Origin of the sequence: Sporosarcina cascadiensis (assembly GCF_009650995.1) — a bacterium.
Classification (GTDB): domain Bacteria; phylum Bacillota; class Bacilli; order Bacillales_A; family Planococcaceae; genus Sporosarcina; species Sporosarcina cascadiensis.
In genome coordinates, this window is sequence record NZ_WHVV01000003.1 from 34,028 (window position 1) to 58,758 (window position 24,731).

The window sequence follows — 24,731 nt, forward strand, 5'->3', positions numbered from 1 at the left end:
AACGACCATTCATAATAAAGGGGGAAATGATGATGACAAAACAGATCGAAGTGGAAATTCAAGACAGATTGGCAACGGTTACATTTAATCAACCGTCAGCGATGAATGCAATGGACGGAGAAATGATGAGAGAGCTGGCGGATGTCGTCGATGAGTTAAAAGGGAATTCAACTGTACACGTCGTGCTGTTCCGCGGAGCAGGCCGCGCATTCTCTGCCGGCGGTAACGTAAAAGCGATGCTTGACCCGCACGGACCGATGAAAATGGAAGATATTATGGTCGACTTATCAAGACTTGCTCTAGCTTTGTACAGTATGCCTCAAATCACGATTGCATCTGTCCATGGTGCAGCGGCGGGACTTGGATGCAGTATTGCGATTGCCTGTGATATAGTCATTGCAGAAGAATCAAGCAAGATTGCGATGAATTTCATTGGGATTGGTCTGTTGCCGGACGGCGGCGGTCATTTCTTCCTGAAAGAGCGAGTGGGTACAGCGAGAGCGAAGCAGCTGATCTGGTCGGGTGAAGTGATGGACGGTAAACGTGCAGCTCAGATCGGACTTATTGATCAGGTAGTGGCGGACGGCGAAGCTTGGAATGCTGCACAGCAGCGCGCACAGCAGATCCTGCATTCTCCCACAGCTTCCATGGCTGCATCCAAACAGATTTTACATGCAGCCGGAATTGAAAAACTGAAGAGAGTGGTAGAGTTGGAGAGTGAAGGACAGGCAGCGATGCGCAGAACTTCAGACCACCGGGAAGGAATCCAGGCATTCGTTGAGAAAAGAAAGCCCAGTTTTACAGGTCAGTAAGGAAGACTGGTGAATTCCTATTTGTCTTATTTCCCGCGAGTTCTTTAAGTTAATTAGGCATTGACTGCGCCGCAGCAGGAGGCTGTGTGAAATACTCGACTCTGGCCTGGCGTTGTTTGGTTCGGCGGGGACGCGTTTTGGTGCGGTGCTGCGACAGTTTGGTTCGCTGAATCTCGCGTAACGTGCGGTTCTGGCTAGTTTTGGTTCGTTTCCCGCCGGTTTTGGCTCGGTGGGATGACACTTTGGCGCGTTTCTTTATTTACGCTTACACGACAAAGCTGCCGGGAAAGTCAAAAATGACTTTCCCGGCAGCTTTGTTTACTATCATAAACTGTTTTATTGATATTTCGCAGCAGTTTCCCGCCAGGAAAAATACCCTTTTTCAATCGCTCGCAGCAATAGTTCTGCAGAGGCCAGGTTTGTGGCCAGCGGAATACCGTACACATCACATAATCGAAGCAGTGCACTGACATCTGGCTCATGCGGCTGTGCTGTCAGCGGGTCACGGAAAAATAAGATTAAATCCAGTTTTCCAGTGGCGATCATAGCGCCGATCTGCTGGTCACCGCCAAGCGGGCCTGACATAAGACAGTGAATGGAAAGCTCTGTTTCTTCCATGATTCTTTTCCCGGTTGTACCTGTTGCGTAGAGAGTATGTTTTGCGAATATTTGTTCATAGGCAATTGTGAAATTCACTAATTCAGACTTTTTTTCATCATGCGCAATTAAGGCAATGTTCAAACCAGTCACTTCCTTCTACGAGTTATTGACGAGGATAGCTTATCACAAATTAAGAGAAAAATCTCGCTTTTATTAGACTGTATATAAAATTCTCTGATAAAATAATAAATAGTGAAAAATGAAAGGGTTTACATTTTTCTGTGCTGCTGGAAGAATCGTTTTACTGAATTTTTCGTCCCTTTTTATTGATAACATTAATACTGTCTAAAAGAAAAAGTTTCCCGGGAAATAATTTGGAGGAAAAGGAGATATAAAGAAAGGAATAAATACACTTTTAAACAAATCAAACTCGATATTCTGTTCAATTTAGAAGAAGAATGTCGGTTATATGCGGAAAAAGAGACTGTCCCGTTATAAATCGGGAACAGTCTCTTTTTAAACATGAAATAACAATAGCTTTCCAAGCGGGGAAGCCAGTCGGTGTGTGCGCTCCAGCAACTCTTTTTCAGTGAGCAGCTGGCGGCCCTGTTCTTTTGCAGCGTCATCATTTTCTGCAGTAAAAGCTTCATCTGTAATCAGTGTTCCGTCTTTTTCGTATGCAGTCAGTTTGTATGTCTTCATTCAATCTCCTCCATCTTCTTTTTAATCAGTATACTATGAAATACTAGTAATGAATAGCCATTCACTTATATTGCTGTGTAAAGTTTGCTTGACATTAAAAGAAATGTAAAGTAAAGTTTACGTAAAGCTTCCTTTACATTATATTGATCAGAAAAGGGTGATAAAGGTGAACAACCACATTAAAGCCAGGCGGGTTGAAATGGGATGGACGCAAGATGGCTTGGCGGAAAAATTAGATGTGTCACGGCAGACTATTATTTCCTTAGAAAAAGGAAAATATAATCCGTCCTTAGTGCTTGCATTTAAGATTTCAAACTTGTTTGGCTGCAGGATAGAAGAAATATTCATTTATGAGGAGGAATAGATTATGTATGAAGGTTTTAATATTGGTTCATTTTTGCTGGGTTTGCCGCTGGGACTGGCAATTACAGGAATTATACTGTTAATCAGCTGGAGAATCGGCAAGAAACAAAGACGTTATGACGAAAGATACCAGACGATACATCGCCAGGCGCGTTCCTATTCCTGGTTTGCCACAACAGCAGCCGTTTTGATAGGATGGCTGATTGCTATATTAATGGAGGGGCCGGGTCCTGCGTTCTTTATTTTAACAGCAATCTGGGCAGTTCATATGCTGTCTTATACAATCGGTGCAGCCGTTGCCAGCCGAAATAATTAAAGAATCTTGAAACAATTCGAGATGTGGAACGTAGAACTAGATAAAGAGACTGAGAGGAGACTTATATGCATGGCATTACAGCTTGAACAAGTGACCAAACGATTTGGAGACTTTACGGCAGTAGACCATCTGTCACTGACAGTTGAAGAAGGTACGATGTACGGCTTTCTTGGAGCCAATGGGGCTGGCAAGACGACAACTTTCCGTATGATTCTTGGCTTGCTGAATACAACAGAAGGTTCCATCCATTGGAACGGGCAGAAAATAACCTATGCGACAAGCCCGCTCATCGGTTATTTACCGGAAGAGCGGGGACTTTATCCGAAAATGAAGGTGCTGGAGCAGCTTGTTTTTCTTGGACAGCTGCGAGGGATGAATAAAACGGCGGCGAAAAAGGCTGCGCTTCAGTGGCTGGAGCGTTTTGAAGTCCCGCATTATACGGATAAAAAAGTAGAGGAATTGTCTAAAGGGAATCAGCAGAAGATCCAGGTGATTGCCTCCTTGATGCATGATCCGAAACTGCTGATTCTGGATGAACCGTTCTCAGGTCTGGATCCAGTCAATGTGGAGATGCTGAAACGGGCTATCATCGATTTTCGAAACAGCGGGGCGACCATTCTTTTTTCCAGTCACCGTATGGATCATGTGGAAGAATTATGTGAACAGCTCAGCATCATACATCATGGCCAGCAGCTTGTCAGTGGAAATTTACGGGATGTCAAACGGTCATTCGGCAAGCAGAATGTCAGGATACGTGCAGACTTTTCATTGGAAGAATTAGATGCTCTGCCCGGAGTCAATACAGCCCATCATTCATTGGAAGGCGCGGTATTCCAGGTGGAAAATGAAAGCATTGCGAATGTATTGCTGCAGGCTGCTTTATTGAAAGGGCCGATTCGCCATTTTGGAATAGAAGAACCATCTTTGCAAGACATATTTATTGCGAAAGTGGGGGAAGAACATGCGTGAGTTTTGGATAATTTTCAGGCAGAGTTTCGTAACGAAGGCAAAAACGAAGTCATTCTTCATCACAACACTTATTATGGTTGCGGGGATATTCCTCTTTGCCAATTTGCCCGGCCTTATTAATACAGCGAGTAAATGGATAGGTGATGGAGAAGAAGATAAAGTTCTCGTGCTCGATGACAGCGGAGTATTGATGGAACGTCTGCAGCAACAGCTGAAGCTGAATGAGGAAGAAATTACAATAGAGCTTGCAAATGAAACGAAAGAACAGCTGGAGAAGCAAGTGGAAGCTGAAAAAATAGATGCTTTCATTGAATTACATCTTGATGCTTCACAAACAATACAAGCGACCTATACATCAGCCAGTTCAGTAGATCAATATTTGCCGTCTTCTTTGCAAGATGCGCTGCAGACCATACAGACAGAAGTGAAAGCCGAACAGCTCTCATTGTCCGCTGATGAAGTAGCTACGCTGTTCGCGCCCATTCATTTTGAGAAGCAAAACATTTCTGCTTCGGCTAAGTCGGAGGATGAGCTGAATCAGGCACGGGTGCTCGTGTATGTGCTGATGTTCGTCATTTATTTTGCAGTCATCATCTATTCTTCGATGATTGCGACAGAAGTAGCCACGGAAAAGTCTTCACGTGTCATGGAAATTTTAATTTCGAGCGTGTCACCGGTTAAGCATATGTTTGCAAAAGTGCTCGGAATCGGATTACTCGGGATTGTACAGATACTAATTTACGGTGCAGCAGGGTTCATCGCCTATAAAGTGTCTTCAATTGGAGAAGAGAATGACTTTTCGGCATTCTTCAGCTTAGAAAACCTGCAAGTCAGTACGCTGGTCTATGCGGTAATTTTCTTCTTGCTGGGCTATTTTCTTTATGCAACCCTTGCCGCATTGCTCGGTTCGCTTGTCAGCCGGACAGAAGATGTGCAGCAAATGATCATGCCGATGTCCTTGCTGGTAGTCGCAGCGTTCATTATTGCAGCGACGGGCCTTGGTAATCCAGAGTTGGGCTATTTGAAAATCGCATCGTTTGTACCGTTTTTCGCACCGCTGGTTATGTTCTTGCGGGTAGGCATGCTCGATCTGCCATTATGGGAGCCATTGCTGTCCATTGCGATCATGGTCGTGACGATTGCGGTTCTCGGCTGGTTTGGAGCAAAAGTCTACCGCGGAGGCGTGCTGATGTACGGCCCGTCCCGTTCATTGAAAGACTTGAAGAAGGCCATTCAGCTCGGAAAAGAATAAACTTGCAGCCTGTCGCCGAAAGGGGTGACAGGCTTTTTGCATGCACTTTCCAGTTCGAGAGTGCTTATGGTAAAATAGAGAACGAGTATTCGACGAAAGAGGTGCAACTATGGAGGCAATCCGTTTTTTACATACAGCTGATCTGCATCTTGACAGCCCGTTTAAAGGCATGGCAGCAGGTCCGAATGAATTGGCGAGGCTGCAGCAATCTACTTTTTCGGCGTTTGACCGTTTTATTGACTATGCGGTGAAGGTCCGGCCGGATTTCATCGTCATCGTCGGCGATCTTTATGACGGGGAAGACCGCAGCCTGCGTGCACAAATACGATTCCAGCAAGGCATGCAGCGTCTTTATGAAAAGGAAATCCCGGTTTTTATTACATACGGCAATCACGATCATCTGGCGGGCAGCTGGACAAGAGTTTCATTGCCCGCGAATGTACAGACTTTTTCCGAAGAAGTGGAGCAAAAACAGCTGACTATCCGGGGAGAGAAGGTCTTTCTGCATGGATTCAGCTATCCGCAGCGTCATGTGACAGAGCCGATGATAGCGGACTATCCAGTTGCCTCAGATGAGGGAATCCATATCGGTCTTTTGCACGGCAGTGTGGCAGGTGACGCGGAACATGCTGTCTATGCGCCATTTACTGTCAGTGAGCTGCAGGAGAAGAATTATCACTATTGGGCACTCGGGCATATTCACAAACGTCAGCAGTTAGCGGAAGACCCGCCTGTCGTTTATCCCGGAAATCTTCAGGGACGGCATCGTAAAGAGCAAGGTATAAAAGGGTTTTATGATGTATCGATTACCCGCGGGAAAACATCATTGAATTTTGTCAGAACTTCCGATATTGTCTTCAGCCGTCTGACTGTTTCCTGCGAAGGCATTGACTACGCGGATGACTGGGTGACCAGGTGTCAGGAAACAATTGACAGGTTTATCGCAGAGTCGGGCAATGCGGTGGTGGAATTGATCATGGAAGATACGGAAGGGCTGGCCGGCGACTTGCAGCGTGCGTCGTCAGAATGGGAGTGGCTCGACATTTTAAGGGAGCAATACAGCGGGATAGAACCTTTCGTATGGATCACTTCGATTGACTGGCCGGCTGTTTCGAATGAAGAGCTGCCGGCAGCATTGCTGGAACCGGTTGAACAAACACTGGCAAGCTGGCCGGCGGATGAATGGCAAGGACTTGTGAAAGACCTGTACAGCCACCGTGCCGGCCGCTATTTAGAGAGCCTGACCGCGAATGATATGGAACAGCTGAAACAGCAGACTGCGGCTTTATTGGCTGCGGAATTGCTGAAGGAGAGATGATCGAATGAAAATAAAAAAGATTGTCCTTTATGGGTTTGGCCGTCATGAGAATTTGGAAATTGATTTGCATTCAGGCATGAATTTGCTTTATGGACCGAATGAAGCCGGAAAGACAACGATCCAGCAGGCAGTCCTTCATATATTATTTGGTTTCCCGCAAAAGAATCAGCAGGAATTGCGCTATGAACCAAAAACAGGCGGCAAGTACGGCGGTTGTCTGTATATAGCAGACGAAGAATTTGGCAATTGGATGATTGAACGTGTGCGGGGGAAGTCTTCCGGTGACGTGTCGATTCGTTTTGAAGACGGACGTTCCGCTGGAGAAGAAGAGATGAAAATATTGCTGCGCGGCTATGACCGTCAGGCATTTGAAGCGGTCTTTTCTTTTTCATTGTTTCAATTGCAAGGGCTGGAGAAAATGGATGAAGACGATCTGAGCCGGACACTTCTGGCATCCGGCACTACCGGACTGGATTCATTATGGAAAGTGGAAAAGAGAGTAGAGAAGGAAGCTTCCGATCTATTCAAGAAATCGGGCAGAGTGCCGCCGATGAATCAAAAAGTCACCGAAATTAAAGAACTCGAGCAGGCAATGTTAAAAGAACAGCAGAAACTTGCAGCCTATGAGCCGCTAACGGAACGGCAGAGGGAACTGACGCAGCAGGTGAGAGCATTGCGGGAAGAAGAACAGCAATTGCACAGCCAGGCGGATGAACAGATGCTGGCCATGCAGATCGTGCCGCTGCAGCAGAAAGAACGACAGCTGACTGATCAGCTGTCTGCACTGCCGGATGTACATTTTCCTGCTGAAGGCATCCGCCGCTATGAAGAACTGGCCGGCAGACAAGCGGAGCTGGCAATAAGAAAACAGCGTTTATTAAAAGAACAGCAGCAACTCCAGACAGATCTGGTTGAATTGATGCCTGACAGCGAACGCCGGCTGCTCGAACGCTTGACTGCTCAAGAAGCTGAATGGCATCGAATGCGGACAGATACACTTTCAGCTGAACAGGAAATCAGACTGCTCGAGACGAAAAGACAGCAGCTGAAAAACCGGCTGGCATTGACTGATAACCAGCTGGAAGCAATGGAGGATCTGGATATTTCGATTCAGCGCGAACGAAAGCTGGAACCGTTAATCGAGCAGCAGAAAGATGCCGAACAGCAGCTGAAAGCTTTGAATCGCATGCTGGCGGAAGCGGAAAATGAGCGTGAGGATGCAGAGCAGCGAAAACAGCAGCTTGAGCGACAGGCGGTTACACAGCAAGAACTGGAGAAGCTAGAGAAGTGGCCTGAGACTAAACAGCGGCTGGCAGAGGCGAAAGCCATGCTGTCTGTCGCGGATCAACAATCAAATGGCCGTCTGGTCCCTCTGTTTTTACTCGTCATTGGTCTTATTATTGGCGCATATAGTATTTGGCAGCAGCAATGGCTCTTTGCAGCCGCGGGCGCTGTATGTTTAGCCGCAGGTGCATGGCTGTGGAAAAAACGGCCGGCTTCATTGGAAGAGCAGCAGGCATTTATACGGGATAATGAACCGCTGGCTGCTGAAATGGAAAGTTTGAGTGTGCGTTTTGAAGGACAGAAACGGGAACAGCAGCAAGTATTTACAGAGATTGAAAAAATGGAACGCAAATTGGGGAATCTCGTTTCAGAGATGGAACAGCTTCATGAGCGAAAGCAGCAAGCGGCCAGTGAGCTGAAGAAGGCTGTGCAGGATGATCGAATTGATCTGACGTTTACTATTCAGGAGAGCTTCCGGATGCTGCGGGAATTGCAGGATGCTTCGGCAGAGCAGCAAACGTGGCGGCAGCGGCTGCAAGCAGGAAAACAGCAACTACAGGAACGAATGAATGAGGTGGAGGCGCTGCTTGGACCTGTGCCGGAAAATGCGGTCTATGAACGGCTTCGGCAGGAATTGATGAATCAAAAAGAACTTCTCGGGAAATATCGGAGCCGTGAGCAGACATTGCAGAAACTCCAGAGCGATATTCAGGAGACAGATGCACTGCTGCAGACGATTGAAACAGAAATTCAAACATTGTTCGATCTGGTTGAAGTTTCAGAAAAAGAGCAGTTTTATCGAGCGTTTCAAGACGATCAGCAGGCACAGTTGCTGAAAAGGCAGCTGGCAGAAATTTATTCGCAGCTTACTCTGTATGGTGATAAACCCCTGACGGCCGACTGGACGCTGCCTGATCTTGAACGCAGCCGGGGGAATACTGCAGAGCGCCTGACAGCTCTTCGCAATGAAGTGACAGAACTAGTCGATGAACAGGTGAAGGTCGGCCATGAGCTTACACAGATGGGGAAAAGCGGCGCACTCAGTGAACTCCAGCAGTTATTCGAAGTGCGGAAAACTGAGCTTGCCGATCTGGCACAGCAATGGATGGTCCGGAAAGCCGCTGCCGAAGCAATCCGGCAGACAATGAGTGAGTGGAAAGAGCATCAGCTGCCGGCTGTCCTTGAAATGGCGAATGACTGGTTCAGCCGTCTGACAGCCAGTCGTTACCGTACACTCGGTTTGACGGCAGAAGGATATTTTCAAGCTGTAACGCACAGCGGCCAATCTTTTCAGATCAATGAGCTGAGTCAGGCAACAAAGGAACAAGCGTATCTTTCATTGAGGCTGGCATTGGCTTCCGCACTTTCTGACCGCGCGCCATTTCCGATTATCATGGATGATCCGTTTGTTCACTTTGATAATGAAAGACTTTCGCGTATGATAGAAATTATTAAAGAATTAGAGCCGTCTCATCAATTTTTATATTTTACTTGCCGCTCAGATATAGAAGCAAAGTGGTTGAGTGACGTACATAAAGTCGAGATCGGTACAAAAGTTAAAGGAGAGATCGATTGATGAAAAAACTAATGGAACACCAAGCGGGAGAACCGGTGGATATGTATTTATTGATTAAGCAGGCGACGAAAGGCATCACGCAGCAGGGAAGTCCATTCATGACGTTGATTCTCCAGGATAAAAGCGGCGATCTCGAAGCGAAACTGTGGGATACAGGAGAAGAGCAGGCGCGTTTATACAAGGCCGCATCGATCGTAAAAGTTGGCGGCGAAGTTCATGAGTACCGCGGGAAAAATCAGCTGCGCATCAAAGCAATCCGCCCGGTGAAAGAAGAGGAAGGCGTAACGATCGCTGATTTGGTACCCTCTGCTGAAAAAAGCAAAGAAGTGCTGTTTGAAGAACTGATGCAATATTTCTTCGAGATGAAAAATCCGGATATCCAGCGAGTCACCCGTCATCTGTTGAAGAAGCACCAGGCAGATTTCATGCTGTACCCTGCTGCGACTAGAAATCATCATGATTATGTAACCGGTTTGCTGGATCACGTTGTGTCGATGCTGAAGCTTGGGAAAGCAATAGCGGAGCTCTATCCGACGCTTAATAAAGATTTATTGTACGCGGGCATCATCCTGCATGATATCGGCAAAGTCGTGGAGCTTTCGGGGCCCGTCGGCACACAGTATACGATTGAAGGGAATCTTCTTGGACATATTACCATCATGGTAAATGAAATTGCCAAAGCGGCAGATGAACTGGAAATTGAGGGAGAAGAAATCATGCTGCTGCAACATATGGTCCTCTCTCATCACGGTAAAGAAGAGTGGGGCAGCCCGAAACGGCCGATGCTCAAGGAAGCAGAGATCCTGCATTATATTGATAATATCGATGCGAAAATGAATATGCTCAACCGCGTCATGTCCAAGACAGCACCCGGCGAGTTTTCAGAACGCGTTTTTCCGCTCGACAACCGTTCATTTTATAAACCGACATTCGAATAAGTATGTAAATCAAATAAAAATCAGGCTGCTTGCAAGAGGGCAGCCTGCTTTTTTTAGAAGATTTAGTTTGTATGCGTTCCGTCGCTCGACTGTGCAAAAGGTTTAAATGAAGTGTGAATTTGCGGTTTAAATCCGCTGTGGCGCTGGGGGATTGCCTTACGCTATGAGCCTACTGGCGAAGAGCATGCCAGCAGTCTCACAGCCACGGCCGACCCCGCAGTTGCGCCTTCGCTGGTGTTGTAGAAAGGACAATGTACTGATTTTTTTGCAGAGTATGAATTAGCTTGCCTTGTTCCGTTTCTCGACTTTGCAAATGCATTGATCACAAGAATCTAGGCCTTTGCAGAATGTTAAGTATTGCATGAAAAAACTTACCTAATGTAATAGCCCCAAATAGTGTGCTCATACTGCCTGCTTACATAATAAGTCTTGAAAAACCAGCCAGTGTACCGAAGTGGAAGGCAACCTAAGTGCGCCGCGTCCTGCGGCAACGGTTGCATGACTCACTTCGTGTGAGCCCGCGGCAAAACAACTCTGGGAGGATCAGCCCGACAGGTGAGACAACTTGCGGGAGCGAAGCGAAAATAGCGTGTAGAAGAAACTCTGTATTGCCTTAACTTTTGCAAAGAGCGCAAAAATACGGCAAAGCGAACCCTTCGCTGTTCGCTTGGCTCACCGCGGGCCCGCAAGACACGCGTCCGCCTGGAACGCAGGGAAACGGTCTCTTCCCACTTACCCTATACTCCGCAATTACAGCAAAATCTCAAACTGCTCATGAAATAGACTTTCAAGCACACGTTTTGGTGGAGAGGCTTCATTTGATCATGAAAAGCGTGCGGGCGCTCATACAATTCCACTGGTGACCATACATCATCGGTAACCGATCATTGACGTCTTTCAAGTGATCATAGCGGTGGAAAACTTGATCATAGTGTGACTCCCTGTGATCATAGATGCCGTTTCACGCAATAAAAAACTCCCTCGAAACAGCCGAGGGAGTAATGATATCTATTATTTACTTTCTTCTGCTTTTGCATCGTCTTCTTCTACTTCAACAGCAGGAGTTTCTTCTGGTTCTGCAGGCTGTTCCTTGAATAGATCAAGCGCTGATTTAAGATCTTCATCTTTAATCTTGACATCTGCATCTTTCACTAATTTAGAAACTTTCGTCAACAGTTCATTCTCATCAGATTTTTCCATCAACAATTCGTGGCGAATTTCTTCTTTTTCTTCATCTGATGTTTTTGCATCTTCTTTTTTACGCTTTTCTTTCACTTCGATGATGTGGAAACCATGTTCTGATGCAACTGGCTCACTGATTGTACCCGGCTCTAAATTATAAGCTGCTTCCCAGAATTCAGGAACCATAGCGCCGTAACCGAACCAGTCCAGATCGCCGCCTTCTTCTTTAGATCCTGGATCTGTAGAGTATTCCTTCGCTACTTTTGCAAAGTCTTCTCCCTTGTCCAGCTTTTCTTTTACTTCTTTAGCTGTTTCTTCATCTTCTACAAGAATGTGACGCGCGTTAATCTCTGACTGAGATTCTTCAATACGCTTATTCAATTCTTCATCAGATACTTCTACGCCGTCAGTCAATGCTGCTTCTTGCAGCTTCTGCAGGCGAATCATTTTCTTGAAGCTGTCAGGAGTCTGGCCCTGCTGTGCCAAAAATGCTTCGAAGTTATCACCAAGCTGTTCTTTGTTTTTGTTGAATTCTTCGTCTACTTGCTTTTCGTCAACCTTATACTTATCTTCAAGAACTTTTTCGAGAACAATCATCTGCAATGCTTGTTCGCCGACGGAGTCCTTCATTTCTTTGTAGAATTCTTCTTTTGTTACGTCACCAGCTTTGGACGTCATGACTTTTTCGCTGTCTCCGCCACCAGAACAAGCGGATAAAGCTGCAACAGATGCTGCGAGTGTAAAGGCTAAAATTTTCTTTTTCATTAAATAACTCCCCTAATCTAAATATCATTTCAAGATATCACTATAGCATAAAACGTTTGAAAAACAAAAAGGTTCCTTCTTTTCATTCGCCCAACCGTCTTTTTCCTGCTTCGCATAAGATACAGTGTGAAAGGGGGTGCCTTCATGAGCGGTTATAACCAAGGCGGAGCAGGTACATCCGGTTTTGCTTTAATTGTTGTATTGTTCATCTTGTTGATTATTGTCGGTGCAGCGTACTTGTATTAAAAAAAGCCCGTTCCCTATTAAATAGGGGCGGGGTTACATACTGGTTTTATGCACTATAGAAAACTTCCACATATAAGGATAAAATGAGGATTGTGATGAGAATATTCACCGTCCGATAGATTTTCGGCTGCTTCTCCTCAGGTATCTCTTTGGATTGGCAAAGCGCAAATGTCATTTTATTAATTTGGTATAGATAAAACAGTGAAAAAAGAATGGTAATCGTAATAACCATTGTTGACCTCCTCGGTATGCTTTATGTGACTGTACCCATCATAGCAGAATCTCTGCCTAAAAGAAAAAAACAGAATTGCTGATGTTAAGATTCTATTTTTGTCTTTTGAAGATAATCATTTGAATCTTCGTAAGTTTTCTCGATATTCTGAAAACCTTTTTCGAAAATATCCATGAAGTCATCTCCGTAAATATTGCGCAGTACGGACATCACTTCCAGAAACTCTGGGAATTTACCGTAAATGTCTCTGATAGGCAAAGAACCTTTAAGAATGCTGTAATCTTCATTGTGATAATTTGCGTTCATTTCAATCAGCAAGTTTTTCCCTTCCTCGGTTACAGTCACATATGTATTGCGGCGGTCATCATTTTTCTTTGAAAAATATAAAAGCTCCCGCTGTTCAAGTTTCTTCGAAAAATTGAAGGCAGTAGAAACATGCATGACACCGAATTTGGCGATATCCGAAATCGTGGCGCCTTCCATGTGGTAAGCAATCCATAAAATGTGATGCTCATTAATATTCAAGTCATAAGGTTTGATCCATTGCTGCCAATCTTTTTCAACGGCTTTCCATAATGCCTTAGACATTTGGGCGACGCGCTGGTTGAAGATCATGGCGTCTTTGCGTGAAATATTCTGCTCTGCCATCAGGGCACCTGCTTTCTTTCAGTTATTTTTATTTATTATACCAAAAAAGCAACAAATAAAAAAGACGGAATAATAAAATAACTGATACTGGGTGCAAGTGCCTGCAGAACGGTGCCGAACGATCCAGCTGAATTCTGCAGCCTCTCCTTACACATGGATGATCAGTCAGGTGCTTGAACTGATATACAGAGGGGGATGAAGCAGACCTATCGACTGCCTATCGACTTTTCTAAATCGTCCAGGGCATTTTGAATAGCCGAAATTTCTTTTTCTAATCTTTTTTTATTATGTTCTGTTGAACGCTTCCAGTCCGCTACGGAGTCTTTCATTCCTTCGACAGTCTCGGGTACAAGTTCTTTTGCTTCTTTAGATAGGTTGGTTACAGAATCTTTAAGGTCGTCGACTTTCCCTTTCACATCTTTCAGCTTATCTTTCAGATCCAATGAAGCGGTTTTTACGCTGGATCGCAGCTCGCTGCCAGGCTGTGGCGTGGAGTATAGTACGGTGATAGCGGAAGTAACGGCGCCAGCCGCCAGTCCAATAAAGAATGTAGACGCTTTCATGTTGAAAACACTCCTTTTAATTTAGTAGTTTATTTTATTAAAGCACGTGAACCTAAGCTCAGGCAAGAGAACACGTGAAATTATTATATAGACAAAAGCTTTCTAAATATCTATCGGTAAGGAGTTGGAATCCCTTTTTCCGGCGTTTCTATCAAACCCATTATAGTAACTGAACTATCTTATGCTTCCAAACGCTGTTTAATATTCGCAGCCAGTTCGGTAAGTACGTCTGTCGGGAATTGCTCTACTTTTGGCTGGAACTCTAACTGGAAGCCGTCTGTATTGTCATATCTTGGGATCAGGTGCATGTGGAAATGATAGACGGACTGTCCAGCGAAGGAGCCGTTGTTCTGCAGCAGGTTCATTCCGGCTGGCTGAAATTCTTCTTTCAACGCTGCAGCGATCCTTGGGGCTGCTTTAAATAAGTTCGCAGCTTCATCTTCTGTCATTTCATACAGGTTTTCACGGTGTGTTTTAGGTATGAGAAGGACGTGCCCCTTCGTAACAGGCATAATATCCATAAAAGCGATGACATGCTCGTCTTCGTACACTTTTTCTCCAGGGATCGAGCCTTCAACAATATTGCAGAAAATACATGATGTCATTTCTACACTTCCTTTCATGTTTGGATGTATTGTAGCATATTTTCAAATAGTTCACTAAGGCAGACTAAGCAATTTTATAAATTCTTTGGTAAAATGAAAAAGTGGATTGGAGGAAATACAATGGCGATTTTAGAATTAGAACATGTAACAGGCGGTTATACGCGCAAGCCTGTTCTGCACGATCTTTCCTTTCAGATTGAAGAAGGCGAACTGGTCGGTTTAATTGGACTGAACGGCGCGGGTAAAAGTACTACAATCAAACATATTATCGGGCTTATGAATCCTCTCGAAGGTCAAATAAAAATCGATGGCGCCACGTTCAGCGACAAAGCGCATTATCGGCAGTCATTCAGCTATATTCCTGAAACTCCGGTGCTTTACGAAGAATTGACGCTACTCGAGCATTTGGAAATGACGGCGATGGCTTACGGATTGGACAAGCAGCAATTCGAGGCACGTACAGAACAGCTGCTGAAAGAATTCCGGATGGAAAAGCGGCTGAAGTGGTTTCCAGCTCATTTCTCGAAAGGGATGCGTCAGAAGGTCATGATCATGTGCGCCTTTCTAGTGGAACCAAAACTGTATATAATTGATGAACCATTTGTCGGTTTGGACCCGCTTGCGATCCGTGCATTGCTGGATCAGATCATCGAGCGGAAGAATGCAGGTGCTTCCATCCTGATGTCTACACATGTCCTCGCGACAGCTGAAAGATACTGTGACCGTATTATCCTGCTGCATGAAGGCCGTGTGCGTGCAAACGGAACGATGGATGATTTGCGCAAGGCATTCGGACGCCCGGATGCCACGCTGGATGATTTATATATTGCGATGACCGAGGAAACTGAAAATGAACAATATGTATGATATTTGGGGCAAACGCTTCTTTCATTACATCAATGAACTGCAGAAGTATATGCGCTATGTATTCACGGGACATCTGGCCATAGTCTTCATGTTCGCAATCGGGGCAGGGGGGTATGCATACAGTGAATGGCTGAAAGAAGTGCCGGTCAATTTTCCGTCTGCTCTGATCGTGTCGGGTATCATTGCGTTATTACTAATGAAATCAGCGCCGACGACGCTGCTTGAGCCTGCTGATATTGTCTACTTTCTGCCTTTGGAAGACAAGCTGCCTGGTTATATGAAGCGGGCGGTTACGTGGTCGACTTTTGCACAGCTTCCGCTTCCATTGGCTGCAGCTATCGTGTCCCTGCCTTTATTGAAGGCAACAGAAATAGGAACGGGCACTGTTTATATACTGCTAATCCTGTTGATCATCGGAATGAAAGGATTATTTGTCGGCGCAGAATACAGTGTGAGAATTGCGGAGCATAAATTTGTCTGGCCTGACCGGATCATTCGCTTATTGCTGGCATTTGTGACAGTTTACTTCACGCTAGTGTGGAGTCCGATTGCATTTTTCATTGGTTTACTGGCTGCTATACTTTATATGAAGTGGTGGGAAAAACAGGCGAGTCAAAAACCATTCCCGTATGAGCAATTCATTGAGTTGGAACAAAACCGTATGATGCGTTTCTATCGGTTTGCTAACTATTTTACGGAAGTGCCGCATCTGGTCGGTTCTGTCAGCAAACGCAACTGGCTGAAGTTTGCGATGAAAAAAGCTGCGTTCAATAGAGGGGATGTACAAACTTATTTAGTAGGACGTACATTCATACGGACAGATGACACATTTTGGCTGTGGGTGAGATTGACAGCATTATCTGCTCTTGGGGCATTCTTGATTCCTTTGCCGATCGTGTCATTCATATTCGTCGGAGCACTGGCATTCGCAACGGCTGTTCAACTAATTTTGGCGCTGGAAGGCAAAGTGGAATTCACAATGGATCAGTTATTCCCTAAAGAAACAGGGGCATCTCAAGTGAAAGCTGTCCGTTCGCTCGTCAGAAAACTTATTACATTACAGGCAGTTATCTTGCTGGCGGCCGCACTGCCGCAGTACGGATTTAGTCTGAACCCTGTGCTGATTGCAGCGGTTGCATTGATCGTAGGGGAAGCGACGATTCGTTTGACGAAAGAGCAGGAAACCCCGTGACACTTCAACTGTGGTGGATTACAATAGACAGAACTGAATTATCTGAATATATATACCTATCACCCGGCTTACTGATTAAATAGAAATCATCCAAAAGTTCGAATATTTAGTATTGTGGTTGCATTCCGGGTTTCTTTGCATATATAATTACTAAAAGGTAACAGGGGTGAGAGAGATGAACAATAACAACTCATATGCTGAATTTTTAAAAGCCGTAGGGAACAACAGCACTTCTCTCCAGGCGGAAAAGTTGCTGAATGAAATTTATTGGGATCTTTTTTTACAGCACATTCATTGGGAACAGACGCAGACCCGGATTATGAAACTTATTGACGATGCTCTGGATTGCCGCGATGAAGAGGCATTTGACAGGTATACGCAGCAATTAGCAGATTTTAAGCAGGAGCAGGGATATGAATATAAAGTGAAATAATAGAAAGACACTATGCAGATATTCTGTTTAGTGTCTTTTTTATATGTGCGCATGGCTGGAGTTTCTTTAACTTCTGAAAGGGTAAAGTACTATACATAACATAGTCCGTTTAAAACGTACGTTCGTTAATTCTTTTGAAAAACTGCATCCTGTGGTAAAATAGAAGGACGATCTATTTAGGAATAGGAGTGGAATTGTGTGAATGAAACTTTTCAATTACAGGCGCCTTATACACCGCAGGGAGATCAGCCATCCGCGATCGCAAGTCTTGTCGGCGGCCTGAAAGAAGGAAAAAAGCATCAAACTTTATTAGGTGCCACAGGAACAGGCAAAACGTTCACCGTTTCGAATGTCCTGACTGAAATAAATAAACCTACACTGGTCATTGCCCATAATAAAACATTGGCCGGTCAATTATATAGCGAATTTAAAGAGTTCTTTCCAGATAATGCAGTAGAGTACTTTGTCAGTTTCTATGATTTTTATCAGCCGGAAGCCTATGTGCCGCAGACGGATACTTATATTGAGAAAGATTCTTCCATCAATGATGAAATCGATAAGCTGCGCCACTCCGCAACCAGTTCCTTGTTCGAGCGTAATGATGTGCTGATTGTAGCGTCTGTATCATGCATTTACGGATTGGGATCGCCGGAAGAATACAATGAGATGGTCTACTCAATCAGAACCGGTATGGAAATTCCCCGGAATGAACTGCTGCGCAAACTGGTGGATATCCAATATGAACGAAATGATATCAACTTTACACGGGGAACGTTCCGCGTCAGAGGCGATGTGGTAGAAGTATTTCCGGTGGCCCGCGATGAGCGCTGTATCCGTCTGGAATTCTTCGGGGACGAAATTGAGCGGATTCGTGAAGTCGATGCCCTGACAGGTGAAGTGATCGGCGACCGGGAGCATGTCGCAATCTTCCCGGGTTCCCACTTCGTTACACGGGAAGAAAAGTTATTGAAGGCAATTGATAATATTGAAATAGAGCTGGCGGAACAGCTGAAATATCTCCGTGAAAATGATAAGCTGCTCGAAGCTCAGCGACTGGAACAGCGTACGAACTATGATTTAGAAATGATGCGGGAAATGGGTTTCTGTTCAGGAATCGAAAACTATTCCAGGCATTTGACACTGCGTGAAGCAGGCGCAACACCTTACACGCTGCTCGATTATTTCCCTGATGATTTCTTGATCGTGGTGGATGAAAGCCACGTTTCCCTTCCTCAGATCCGCGGAATGTATAATGGTGACCAGGCCCGCAAGAAAGTACTTGTGGAACATGGTTTCCGCCTGCCTTCTGCGCTTGACAACCGCCCGCTGATGTTTGAGGAATTTGAGAAACATATTAGCCAGGCGATGTATATATCTGCAACGCCGGGTCCTTATGAGATTGAACATACAGATAAAATGGTGGAACAGATCATTCGTCCGACAGGTCTTTTGGATCCAGTGATCGAAGTGAGACCGATTGAAGGGCAGATTGACGATTTATTGGATGAAATTCAGTTGCGTATCGAGCGTAATGAACGGGTGCTCATCACGACGCTGACGAAGAAGATGTCGGAAGATCTGACGGATTACCTGAAAGATATCGGAATCAAAGTCCAGTATCTTCATTCGGAGGTCAAGACACTGGAACGTACAGAAATTATTCGTGATCTGCGAATCGGAACGTACGATGTCCTGATCGGCATCAACTTGCTGCGGGAAGGAATCGATATACCGGAAGTTTCATTGGTGGCTATTTTGGATGCGGATAAAGAAGGCTTCCTGCGTTCAGAGCGCGCACTGATCCAGACGATCGGGCGTTCAGCGCGGAACTCTGAGGGACGTGTCATCATGTATGCGGACAGAATGACCGATTCCATGGCAAAAGCAATCAGTGAAACCGAACGCCGCCGTGAAATTCAGATGGCGTATAACCTGGAACATGGAGTGACTCCGAAAACAATTATAAAACCGATTCGTGAGGCAATCCGCGCGACTCAGGTGGCGGAAGAAACGGAATCCTATTTGCAGCGTATTACGGAAGGAAAGAAATTGTCGAAAGACGAGAAAGGCCTGCTGATCGTCAAAGTAGAAAAAGAAATGAAAGATGCGGCGAAAGCGCTGGACTTCGAAAGAGCTGCTGAGCTGCGCGACACGCTGATAGAACTGAAGGCAGAAAGGTAGAATCTGGATGAAAAATAAAGAACTTGTGATACAGGGAGCGAGAGCCCACAACCTGAAAGATATTACCGTCAAAATTCCGAGAGATCAGCTGGTTGTCATTACCGGTTTGTCAGGCTCGGGCAAGTCCTCACTTGCGTTTGATACGATCTATGCGGAAGGACAGCGAAGGTATGTAGAATCATTATCTTCCTATGCGCGGCAGTTCCTCGGACAGATGGATAAACCGGATGTGGATTCCATTGAAGGGCTGTCACCGGCTATTTCAATTGATCAGAAGACGACGAGTAAAAATCCGCGTTCAACGGTAGGCACCGTCACGGAAATCTATGACTACTTGCGTTTACTGTACGCCAGAGTAGGGAAGCCGGTTTGCCCGCTGCACGGAACAGAAATTTCCACGCAGACGGTTGAACAAATGGTGGACAGAATTATAGAACTGCCGGAACGGACCCGCATTCAAGTGCTGGCTCCCATTATTTCGGAACGAAAAGGCACCCACGCAAAGTTAATAGAAGATATTAAGAAACAAGGCTACGTCCGGGTCCGTGTCAATGGGGAAACAATGGACCTCGACGATAATATTGATTTGAATAAAAATAAAAAGCATACGATCGAAATTGTCATCGACCGAATTGTCATGAAAGAGGGCGTAGAGACCCGTCTCAGTGACTCGTTGGAATCAGCACTGCGTCTAGCGGACGGCAATGTGATCGTAGATGTTATTGGAGAGGAAGAACTGTTCTTCAGTGAACATCACGCCTGCCCGATTTGCGGATTCTCCATCGGCGAACTTGAACCGAGAATGTTTTCATTCAACAGTCCATTCGGTGCCTGTCCGGAGTGTGACGGTCTCGGAATGAAATTGGAAGTAGATCCTGATCTGGTGATACCGAATAAAGATCTGACTTTAAAGGAGCACGCCATCGCGCCTTGGGAGCCGACAAGTTCGCAATACTATCCGGAGCTGCTTAAGACGGTGGCAAAGCATTACCATATTGACATGAATGTTCCGGCGGGCGAACTGGCAGATTCAGATATAGAGAAACTGCTGAAGGGATCAACGAAAGAAAAGATTCATTTCCGCTATACCAATGAGTTCGGCAGCACACGTGACAGCAATATTTATTTTGAAGGCGTCTTGCGTAATGTAGAACGCCGCTATCATGAAACGTCTTCTGATTATATCCGCGAACAAATGGGCAAGTATATGACAGAGAACCCCTGTCCTGCATGTCTTGGCTATCGCTTGAAACCCGAGTCGCTGGCGGTTCTCGTCAACGGCCGGCATATCGGACAGATTACCGAGCGTTCCATCGTAGAAACTGTGAAGTTTTTTGACGGGCTGGAGCTGTCTGAGAAGGATGCCCAGATTGCAGACATGATTTTAAAAGAAATACAGGAACGTCTCGGCTTCCTGATTAATGTGGGACTTGATTATCTGAACCTGTCCCGTTCAGCAGGTACATTATCGGGCGGTGAAGCGCAAAGAATCCGTCTGGCAACGCAAATCGGGTCCCGTCTGACAGGTGTACTTTATATTTTGGACGAGCCTTCCATCGGACTGCATCAGCGGGATAATGACCGGCTGATCGCAACGCTGCAGAGCATGCGGGACATCGGTAATACGCTGATTGTCGTAGAGCATGATGAAGATACGATGATGGCCGCGGATTACCTGATCGATATTGGCCCGGGAGCCGGCGTGGCAGGCGGTGAGATCGTTGCTGCCGGCACACCGGCCAAAGTAATGAAAAATAAAAAGTCATTGACGGGTAAATATTTGAGCGGGGAAAAATTCATTCCACTGCCGACGGAACGCAGACAGCGGGAGGACAGAAGCATTGTCATTAAAGGAGCCTCAGAAAACAATCTGAAAAGCCTGGACGTCGCTTTCCCGCTTGGCCAGTTTATTGCGGTGACGGGTGTTTCAGGATCAGGGAAAAGTACATTGGTCAATGAAATTTTGCATAAGTCCCTGGCACAAAAGCTGAACCGTTCAAAACAGAAGCCGGGTAAATTTGATGAGATCAGCGGTGTGGAGCAGCTTGAAAAAGTCATCGACATTGATCAGTCTCCGATCGGGCGCACGCCGCGTTCCAATCCGGCTACTTATACAGGTGTGTTTGATGATATCCGTGATGTCTTCGCCATGACCAATGAAGCGAAAGTGCGCGGCTATAAAAAAGGCCGGTTCAGCTTTAATGTCAAAGGCGGACGTTGTGAGGCCTGCCGCGGTGACGGGATCATTAAGATTGAAATGCATTTCCTGCCTGACGTCTATGTACCTTGTGAAGTTTGTCACGGCAAACGTTATAACCGTGAAACACTGGAAGTGATGTACAAAGGCAAAAACATCGCGGATGTACTGGCCATGACTGTGCAAGATGCGGTCGTGTTCTTTGAAAACATTCCCAAAATTCACCGTAAATTGCAGACGGTAGTTGACGTCGGCCTTGGCTACGTCCAATTGGGCCAGCCGGCTACGACATTATCAGGCGGTGAAGCGCAGCGTGTGAAACTGGCTTCAGAACTTCATAAACGTTCAACCGGCAAGTCATTCTATATTTTAGATGAACCGACAACCGGCCTGCATGTGCACGACATCGCGAAATTGCTGGAGGTTCTTCAGCGTCTGGTAGACGGCGGCAACACCGTTCTCGTCATCGAGCATAATCTCGACGTCATCAAAACTGTTGACTATATTATCGACATCGGCCCGGAAGGCGGCGACAAAGGCGGGCAAATCGTCGCAACAGGAACACCGGAAGAAGTCGCAGAAGTTCCTGAATCATACACAGGCAAGTACTTAAAAACCATTCTCGAACGCGACCGTAATCGTATGAAAGAGCTGATTGCAAAAACAGGGAAGAAATAATTTTGGTGAATATCGTGGATTTAATATGTGTAGATTTCGTTGCTCGACGTTGCAGGAAGTTCGAATAAGGTATGTGTTTGCAGTTTGAACCCGCTTCGGCGCTGGGGGATTGCCTTACGCAATGAGCCTACTGGCGAAGAGCGTGCCAGCAGTCTCATTGCCACGGCTGACCCCGCAGTTGCGCCTTCGCTGGTGTTATAGAAAGTATGTCATACTGTTCTTTTGTAAAGTGTGAATTTAGTTGGTATGGTTTTCGTTTCCTGGCTTTGTAAACGCATTGATCAAAAGAATTTTAGCCTTTGCAGAATATTAAGTATTGCATGAAACACATTACCTATCGCAATAGTCTCAGATGTTATGCTCATACTGCTTACTCACACAAAAAGTACTGAAACACCATCCAGTGTACCGGAGTGGAAGGCGGCGACTCTGGGAGGATCAGCCCGACAGGTGAGACGACTTGCGGGAGCTTGCGACCAAGTCGGCTCACCGCGGGCCCTCCAGAACGCGTCCGCCTGGAACGCAGGGAAACGGTCTCTTCCCACTCCCCCTATATTGCGCAGTAACAGTCAAATATCAAACAGCTTATGAAATAGACTGTCAAGCACACGTACAGTGCAAACTTATTTCTAGATGAAACTTTTACAGCGCACAGCCGTATAAATAGTTAGGAAAAGAAAAGTACGCTCATAATGAGGAGGAGTCTTAAGATGCAAAACGAACGCAGACGAATACTTACTTTGCTTGAAGAAAGTAAAATCACAGCAGACGAAGCATTGAGATTATTGGAAGCCCTTGGGAAACAATCGGATACTTCAGATCAGCACGAAAAAACGTCCACTGACTCAAAGACCGGTCACCAAATGGAACAAGATCAGCCTTGGTTTGAAGAGCCGCAGAAGAAAAAGTCCTTCAATCAATCAAAAGATCCGGACCAAACAACTGACGAATCATCTGCAGACGACTTTTTCGAAGATATCCGCAAAGAATTCATGACAGCAGGAGACCGTTTTATGCAATTCATGGATACGGCTGTACAGCGCGTAAAGACCTTTGATTTCGAAGCGCCGTTCAGCAAATCGGTCAGCTTTACACATACTGAAACCAAGACGGCAGAAGATATAGAACAAGTAATTATCCATATTGACCACGGGAAAGTGGAGATTCATCCATCTGAAGATGATCAAATCACCGCAGAATTCTCTGTTAAACATTTTAATCATGATTCTGAAACAGAAGCACGGAGCCAATTTCTAGAAAAACTGCTGTTCGTCAAAGACGGCAATAAACTGCGTATCGGCAGTGATATGAAAATGGTTCAGGTGAATGTAAAGCTCTATATCCCTAAAACGCTGCCATATAAAAAGCTGTCCGTGCGTCTGTTGAACGGCGGCTGCTCAGTGGAAGGCATCGATTTCAATGAGCTTCGCATCAAAACTGCGAATGGCAAAATTGAATGTGCGCATATTGCGTTTGATGAAGCGGAACTGGAAACCGCAAACGGGATGATCCGTTTATTGAAAGTACGGGGCAATAAGCTGGAAGCGGAGACGCTGAACGGGCGTGTCTATGCTGACGGTGAACTGATCGATGCAGATGCGAAATCGCTGAACGGCAATGTCAGCCTGACAACGACTGCATTGAATGCGAAGCGGCTGGACGCAAAGTCCATCAGCGGTACAGTTGAGCTGTATTTCCCATCGACAGTCGGTCTGAAAGGCGAGATCATCTCTAATATGGGGAAGCTTGATCTGCAGCTGAAAGATGTATCGCGTGTGGAAGAACAGGAACAATTCCTGCACCGAACAATCCGCTTCACTAAAGCCGGTGAGGATGAAACGAAAGCTCCTTTACAGATTACCGGCGAATCCAAAACAGGTTCTGTGTTAGTCCACTACAACTCGGTTGAGTTTTGAACGATGTGTGAGGTAAGGACGCGTCCGCCTGGAACGCAGGGAAACGTTTTCTCTCCACTTACCCTATATTGCGCATTCACTAGTGAAACTCCATTCGCAAGGAGCCATTCTAAACACATAAAAAATACCTGCACTCCGCTGAAAATGCGGCAGTGCAGGTATTTTTACTTTTGGTAAGCCCAGTTTAAAATTCCGAAAGCCAGCGCCCGTGCACATTGCAGCAGGTAGACTTTATTCTGAAGCAGCACAGCCTCTGTTTTATGTGACATGAAGCCGCATTCTGCCAGAATCGCAGGCATCTGAGTATCCCGCAGCACAGCGAAATTCGCTTTCTTCACCCCGCGGTCAAGCCGTTTGCAAGCCGCAATGAGCGACTGCTGAACCAAGTTTGCTAAAATTGCGGAACTTTTACTGGCAGCCGGATAGATATACGTTTCTATTCCCTGTGCTTCGCTCCAGCCACTCGTATGGGCATTTGCGTGAATCGATACATAAGCGTCCGCTTTCATTCGGTTGGCTGCTGCCGTGCGTTCAGACAGCGGCACGTCCCGTGAGTTTTCATGTACATAGCGAACGTTCAGGCCTTCTCTGGTCAGGCGGACACCCACCATCTCCGCAACTGCCAAATTAAATTGGAACTCGCGAAGCTTACCGTCAGGCGATCGTTTCCCTGGTGTTTCAGGTCCGTGTCCGGCATCAAGAACAATCAGTGTCATTTTCAACCACTCTCCTTTATCCTGTATATAGTCAGTTTTCTGAAAAAGTGGACACCTGCATAAAGCAGACAAGGAGAAATCCATTTCTTTTCTTTTCCTACATGTTAAAATGAGGATTGGGAAAGCAGTCAGTTGTACATTTGATCAATCTGAATGGCAAGTTTGGCTGACAAGAACGTG

The 24,731-nt window shown here is 45.7% G+C and carries 23 protein-coding genes; 15 read left to right on the plus strand and 8 right to left on the minus strand.

All coding sequences use genetic code 11. From position 1 onward, the window contains the following. Positions 1-29 precede the first annotated feature (29 nt). Positions 30-812 (plus strand): enoyl-CoA hydratase, encoded by a 783-nt coding sequence (locus tag GDZ68_RS04125; RefSeq protein WP_408020116.1) that lies wholly within the window; start codon positions 30-32, stop codon positions 810-812. 336 nt (positions 813-1,148) lie between these two features. On the opposite strand, the gene mgsA is transcribed toward GDZ68_RS04125, so the two are convergent. Continuing rightward, on the minus strand, positions 1,149-1,553 hold the full coding sequence (mgsA, locus tag GDZ68_RS04130) for a methylglyoxal synthase (RefSeq protein ID WP_153721004.1): 405 nt from the start codon (positions 1,551-1,553) through the stop codon (positions 1,149-1,151). 375 nt (positions 1,554-1,928) lie between these two features. Further along, positions 1,929-2,114 (minus strand): YhzD family protein, encoded by a 186-nt coding sequence (locus GDZ68_RS04135; RefSeq protein ID WP_153721005.1) that lies wholly within the window; start codon positions 2,112-2,114, stop codon positions 1,929-1,931. Positions 2,115-2,280: 166 nt separating this feature from the next. Here GDZ68_RS04135 and GDZ68_RS04140 point away from each other — a divergent pair, with 166 nt between their 5' ends. The 7 genes from GDZ68_RS04140 to yhaM all read left to right on the plus strand — a co-directional run bounded on the left by GDZ68_RS04140 (position 2,281) and on the right by yhaM (position 10,130). Further along, complete coding sequence (locus tag GDZ68_RS04140; protein ID WP_153721006.1) at positions 2,281-2,478, plus strand: helix-turn-helix transcriptional regulator; 198 nt, start codon at positions 2,281-2,283, stop codon at positions 2,476-2,478. 3 nt (positions 2,479-2,481) lie between these two features. After that, on the plus strand, positions 2,482-2,793 hold the full coding sequence (locus GDZ68_RS04145; protein ID WP_153721007.1) for a hypothetical protein: 312 nt from the start codon (positions 2,482-2,484) through the stop codon (positions 2,791-2,793). A gap of 69 nt (positions 2,794-2,862) precedes the next feature. Beyond that, positions 2,863-3,762 carry an ABC transporter ATP-binding protein gene (locus GDZ68_RS04150; RefSeq protein WP_153721008.1) on the plus strand — a complete coding sequence of 300 codons (900 nt, stop codon included), beginning with the start codon at positions 2,863-2,865 and terminating at the stop codon, positions 3,760-3,762. Next, on the plus strand, positions 3,755-5,014 hold the full coding sequence (locus GDZ68_RS04155) for an ABC transporter permease (protein ID WP_153721009.1): 1,260 nt from the start codon (positions 3,755-3,757) through the stop codon (positions 5,012-5,014). The genes GDZ68_RS04150 and GDZ68_RS04155 overlap by 8 nt, the downstream gene beginning before the upstream one ends. A 109-nt stretch (positions 5,015-5,123) precedes the next feature. Next, entirely contained in the window at positions 5,124-6,332 is a 1,209-nt protein-coding gene (locus tag GDZ68_RS04160; protein ID WP_153721010.1) for a metallophosphoesterase family protein, read from the plus strand. A gap of 4 nt (positions 6,333-6,336) precedes the next feature. Continuing rightward, positions 6,337-9,192 (plus strand): ATP-binding protein, encoded by a 2,856-nt coding sequence (locus GDZ68_RS04165; protein ID WP_153721011.1) that lies wholly within the window; start codon positions 6,337-6,339, stop codon positions 9,190-9,192. After that, positions 9,192-10,130: a 3'-5' exoribonuclease YhaM gene (yhaM, locus tag GDZ68_RS04170; protein ID WP_153721236.1), complete on the plus strand. Its 939-nt coding sequence runs from the start codon at positions 9,192-9,194 to the stop codon at positions 10,128-10,130. Before GDZ68_RS04165 ends, yhaM begins: the two co-directional genes overlap by 1 nt. Before the next feature lie 1,011 nt (positions 10,131-11,141). Here yhaM and GDZ68_RS04175 read toward each other — a convergent pair. Continuing rightward, positions 11,142-12,077 (minus strand): peptidylprolyl isomerase, encoded by a 936-nt coding sequence (locus GDZ68_RS04175; RefSeq protein WP_153721012.1) that lies wholly within the window; start codon positions 12,075-12,077, stop codon positions 11,142-11,144. A 144-nt stretch (positions 12,078-12,221) separates the two neighbouring features. On the opposite strand from GDZ68_RS04175, the gene GDZ68_RS04180 reads away from it, so the two are divergent. Further along, positions 12,222-12,323, plus strand: a complete 102-nt coding sequence (locus tag GDZ68_RS04180; RefSeq protein ID WP_153721013.1) for a YjcZ family sporulation protein — start codon at positions 12,222-12,224, stop codon at positions 12,321-12,323. Positions 12,324-12,369: 46 nt separating this feature from the next. Here GDZ68_RS04180 and GDZ68_RS04185 read toward each other — a convergent pair whose 3' ends face one another. The 4 genes from GDZ68_RS04185 to GDZ68_RS04200 all read right to left on the minus strand — a co-directional run bounded on the left by GDZ68_RS04185 (position 12,370) and on the right by GDZ68_RS04200 (position 14,371). Next, positions 12,370-12,555 (minus strand): hypothetical protein, encoded by a 186-nt coding sequence (locus tag GDZ68_RS04185; protein WP_153721014.1) that lies wholly within the window; start codon positions 12,553-12,555, stop codon positions 12,370-12,372. Between the two features lie 84 nt (positions 12,556-12,639). Continuing rightward, positions 12,640-13,203 carry an HTH-type transcriptional regulator Hpr gene (locus GDZ68_RS04190; protein WP_153721015.1) on the minus strand — a complete coding sequence of 188 codons (564 nt, stop codon included), beginning with the start codon at positions 13,201-13,203 and terminating at the stop codon, positions 12,640-12,642. A gap of 206 nt (positions 13,204-13,409) precedes the next feature. After that, positions 13,410-13,766, minus strand: a complete 357-nt coding sequence (locus GDZ68_RS04195; RefSeq protein WP_153721016.1) for a YtxH domain-containing protein — start codon at positions 13,764-13,766, stop codon at positions 13,410-13,412. Positions 13,767-13,945: 179 nt separating this feature from the next. Then, positions 13,946-14,371, minus strand: coding sequence for an HIT family protein (locus GDZ68_RS04200; RefSeq protein ID WP_153721017.1), 426 nt, complete (start codon positions 14,369-14,371; stop codon positions 13,946-13,948). A gap of 120 nt (positions 14,372-14,491) precedes the next feature. Between GDZ68_RS04200 and GDZ68_RS04205 the strand changes: the two genes are divergently transcribed. The 6 genes from GDZ68_RS04205 (at position 14,492) to GDZ68_RS04230 (ending at position 23,835) form a co-directional block, all read left to right on the plus strand. Continuing rightward, positions 14,492-15,238: an ABC transporter ATP-binding protein gene (locus GDZ68_RS04205; protein ID WP_153721018.1), complete on the plus strand. Its 747-nt coding sequence runs from the start codon at positions 14,492-14,494 to the stop codon at positions 15,236-15,238. Beyond that, positions 15,222-16,430, plus strand: coding sequence for an ABC transporter permease (locus GDZ68_RS04210; protein ID WP_153721019.1), 1,209 nt, complete (start codon positions 15,222-15,224; stop codon positions 16,428-16,430). Before GDZ68_RS04205 ends, GDZ68_RS04210 begins: the two co-directional genes overlap by 17 nt. A gap of 175 nt (positions 16,431-16,605) precedes the next feature. Continuing rightward, positions 16,606-16,863 (plus strand): IDEAL domain-containing protein, encoded by a 258-nt coding sequence (locus GDZ68_RS04215; protein WP_153721020.1) that lies wholly within the window; start codon positions 16,606-16,608, stop codon positions 16,861-16,863. A gap of 198 nt (positions 16,864-17,061) precedes the next feature. Further along, positions 17,062-19,044, plus strand: a complete 1,983-nt coding sequence (uvrB, locus tag GDZ68_RS04220) for an excinuclease ABC subunit UvrB (RefSeq protein ID WP_153721021.1) — start codon at positions 17,062-17,064, stop codon at positions 19,042-19,044. A 7-nt stretch (positions 19,045-19,051) separates the two neighbouring features. Then, entirely contained in the window at positions 19,052-21,919 is a 2,868-nt protein-coding gene (uvrA, locus tag GDZ68_RS04225; protein ID WP_153721022.1) for an excinuclease ABC subunit UvrA, read from the plus strand. A gap of 710 nt (positions 21,920-22,629) precedes the next feature. Then, positions 22,630-23,835: a DUF4097 family beta strand repeat-containing protein gene (locus GDZ68_RS04230; protein WP_153721023.1), complete on the plus strand. Its 1,206-nt coding sequence runs from the start codon at positions 22,630-22,632 to the stop codon at positions 23,833-23,835. Between the two features lie 164 nt (positions 23,836-23,999). Here GDZ68_RS04230 and GDZ68_RS04235 read toward each other — a convergent pair whose 3' ends face one another. Next, positions 24,000-24,551, minus strand: coding sequence for an N-acetylmuramoyl-L-alanine amidase family protein (locus tag GDZ68_RS04235; protein WP_194841052.1), 552 nt, complete (start codon positions 24,549-24,551; stop codon positions 24,000-24,002). Positions 24,552-24,731: the final 180 nt, after the last annotated feature.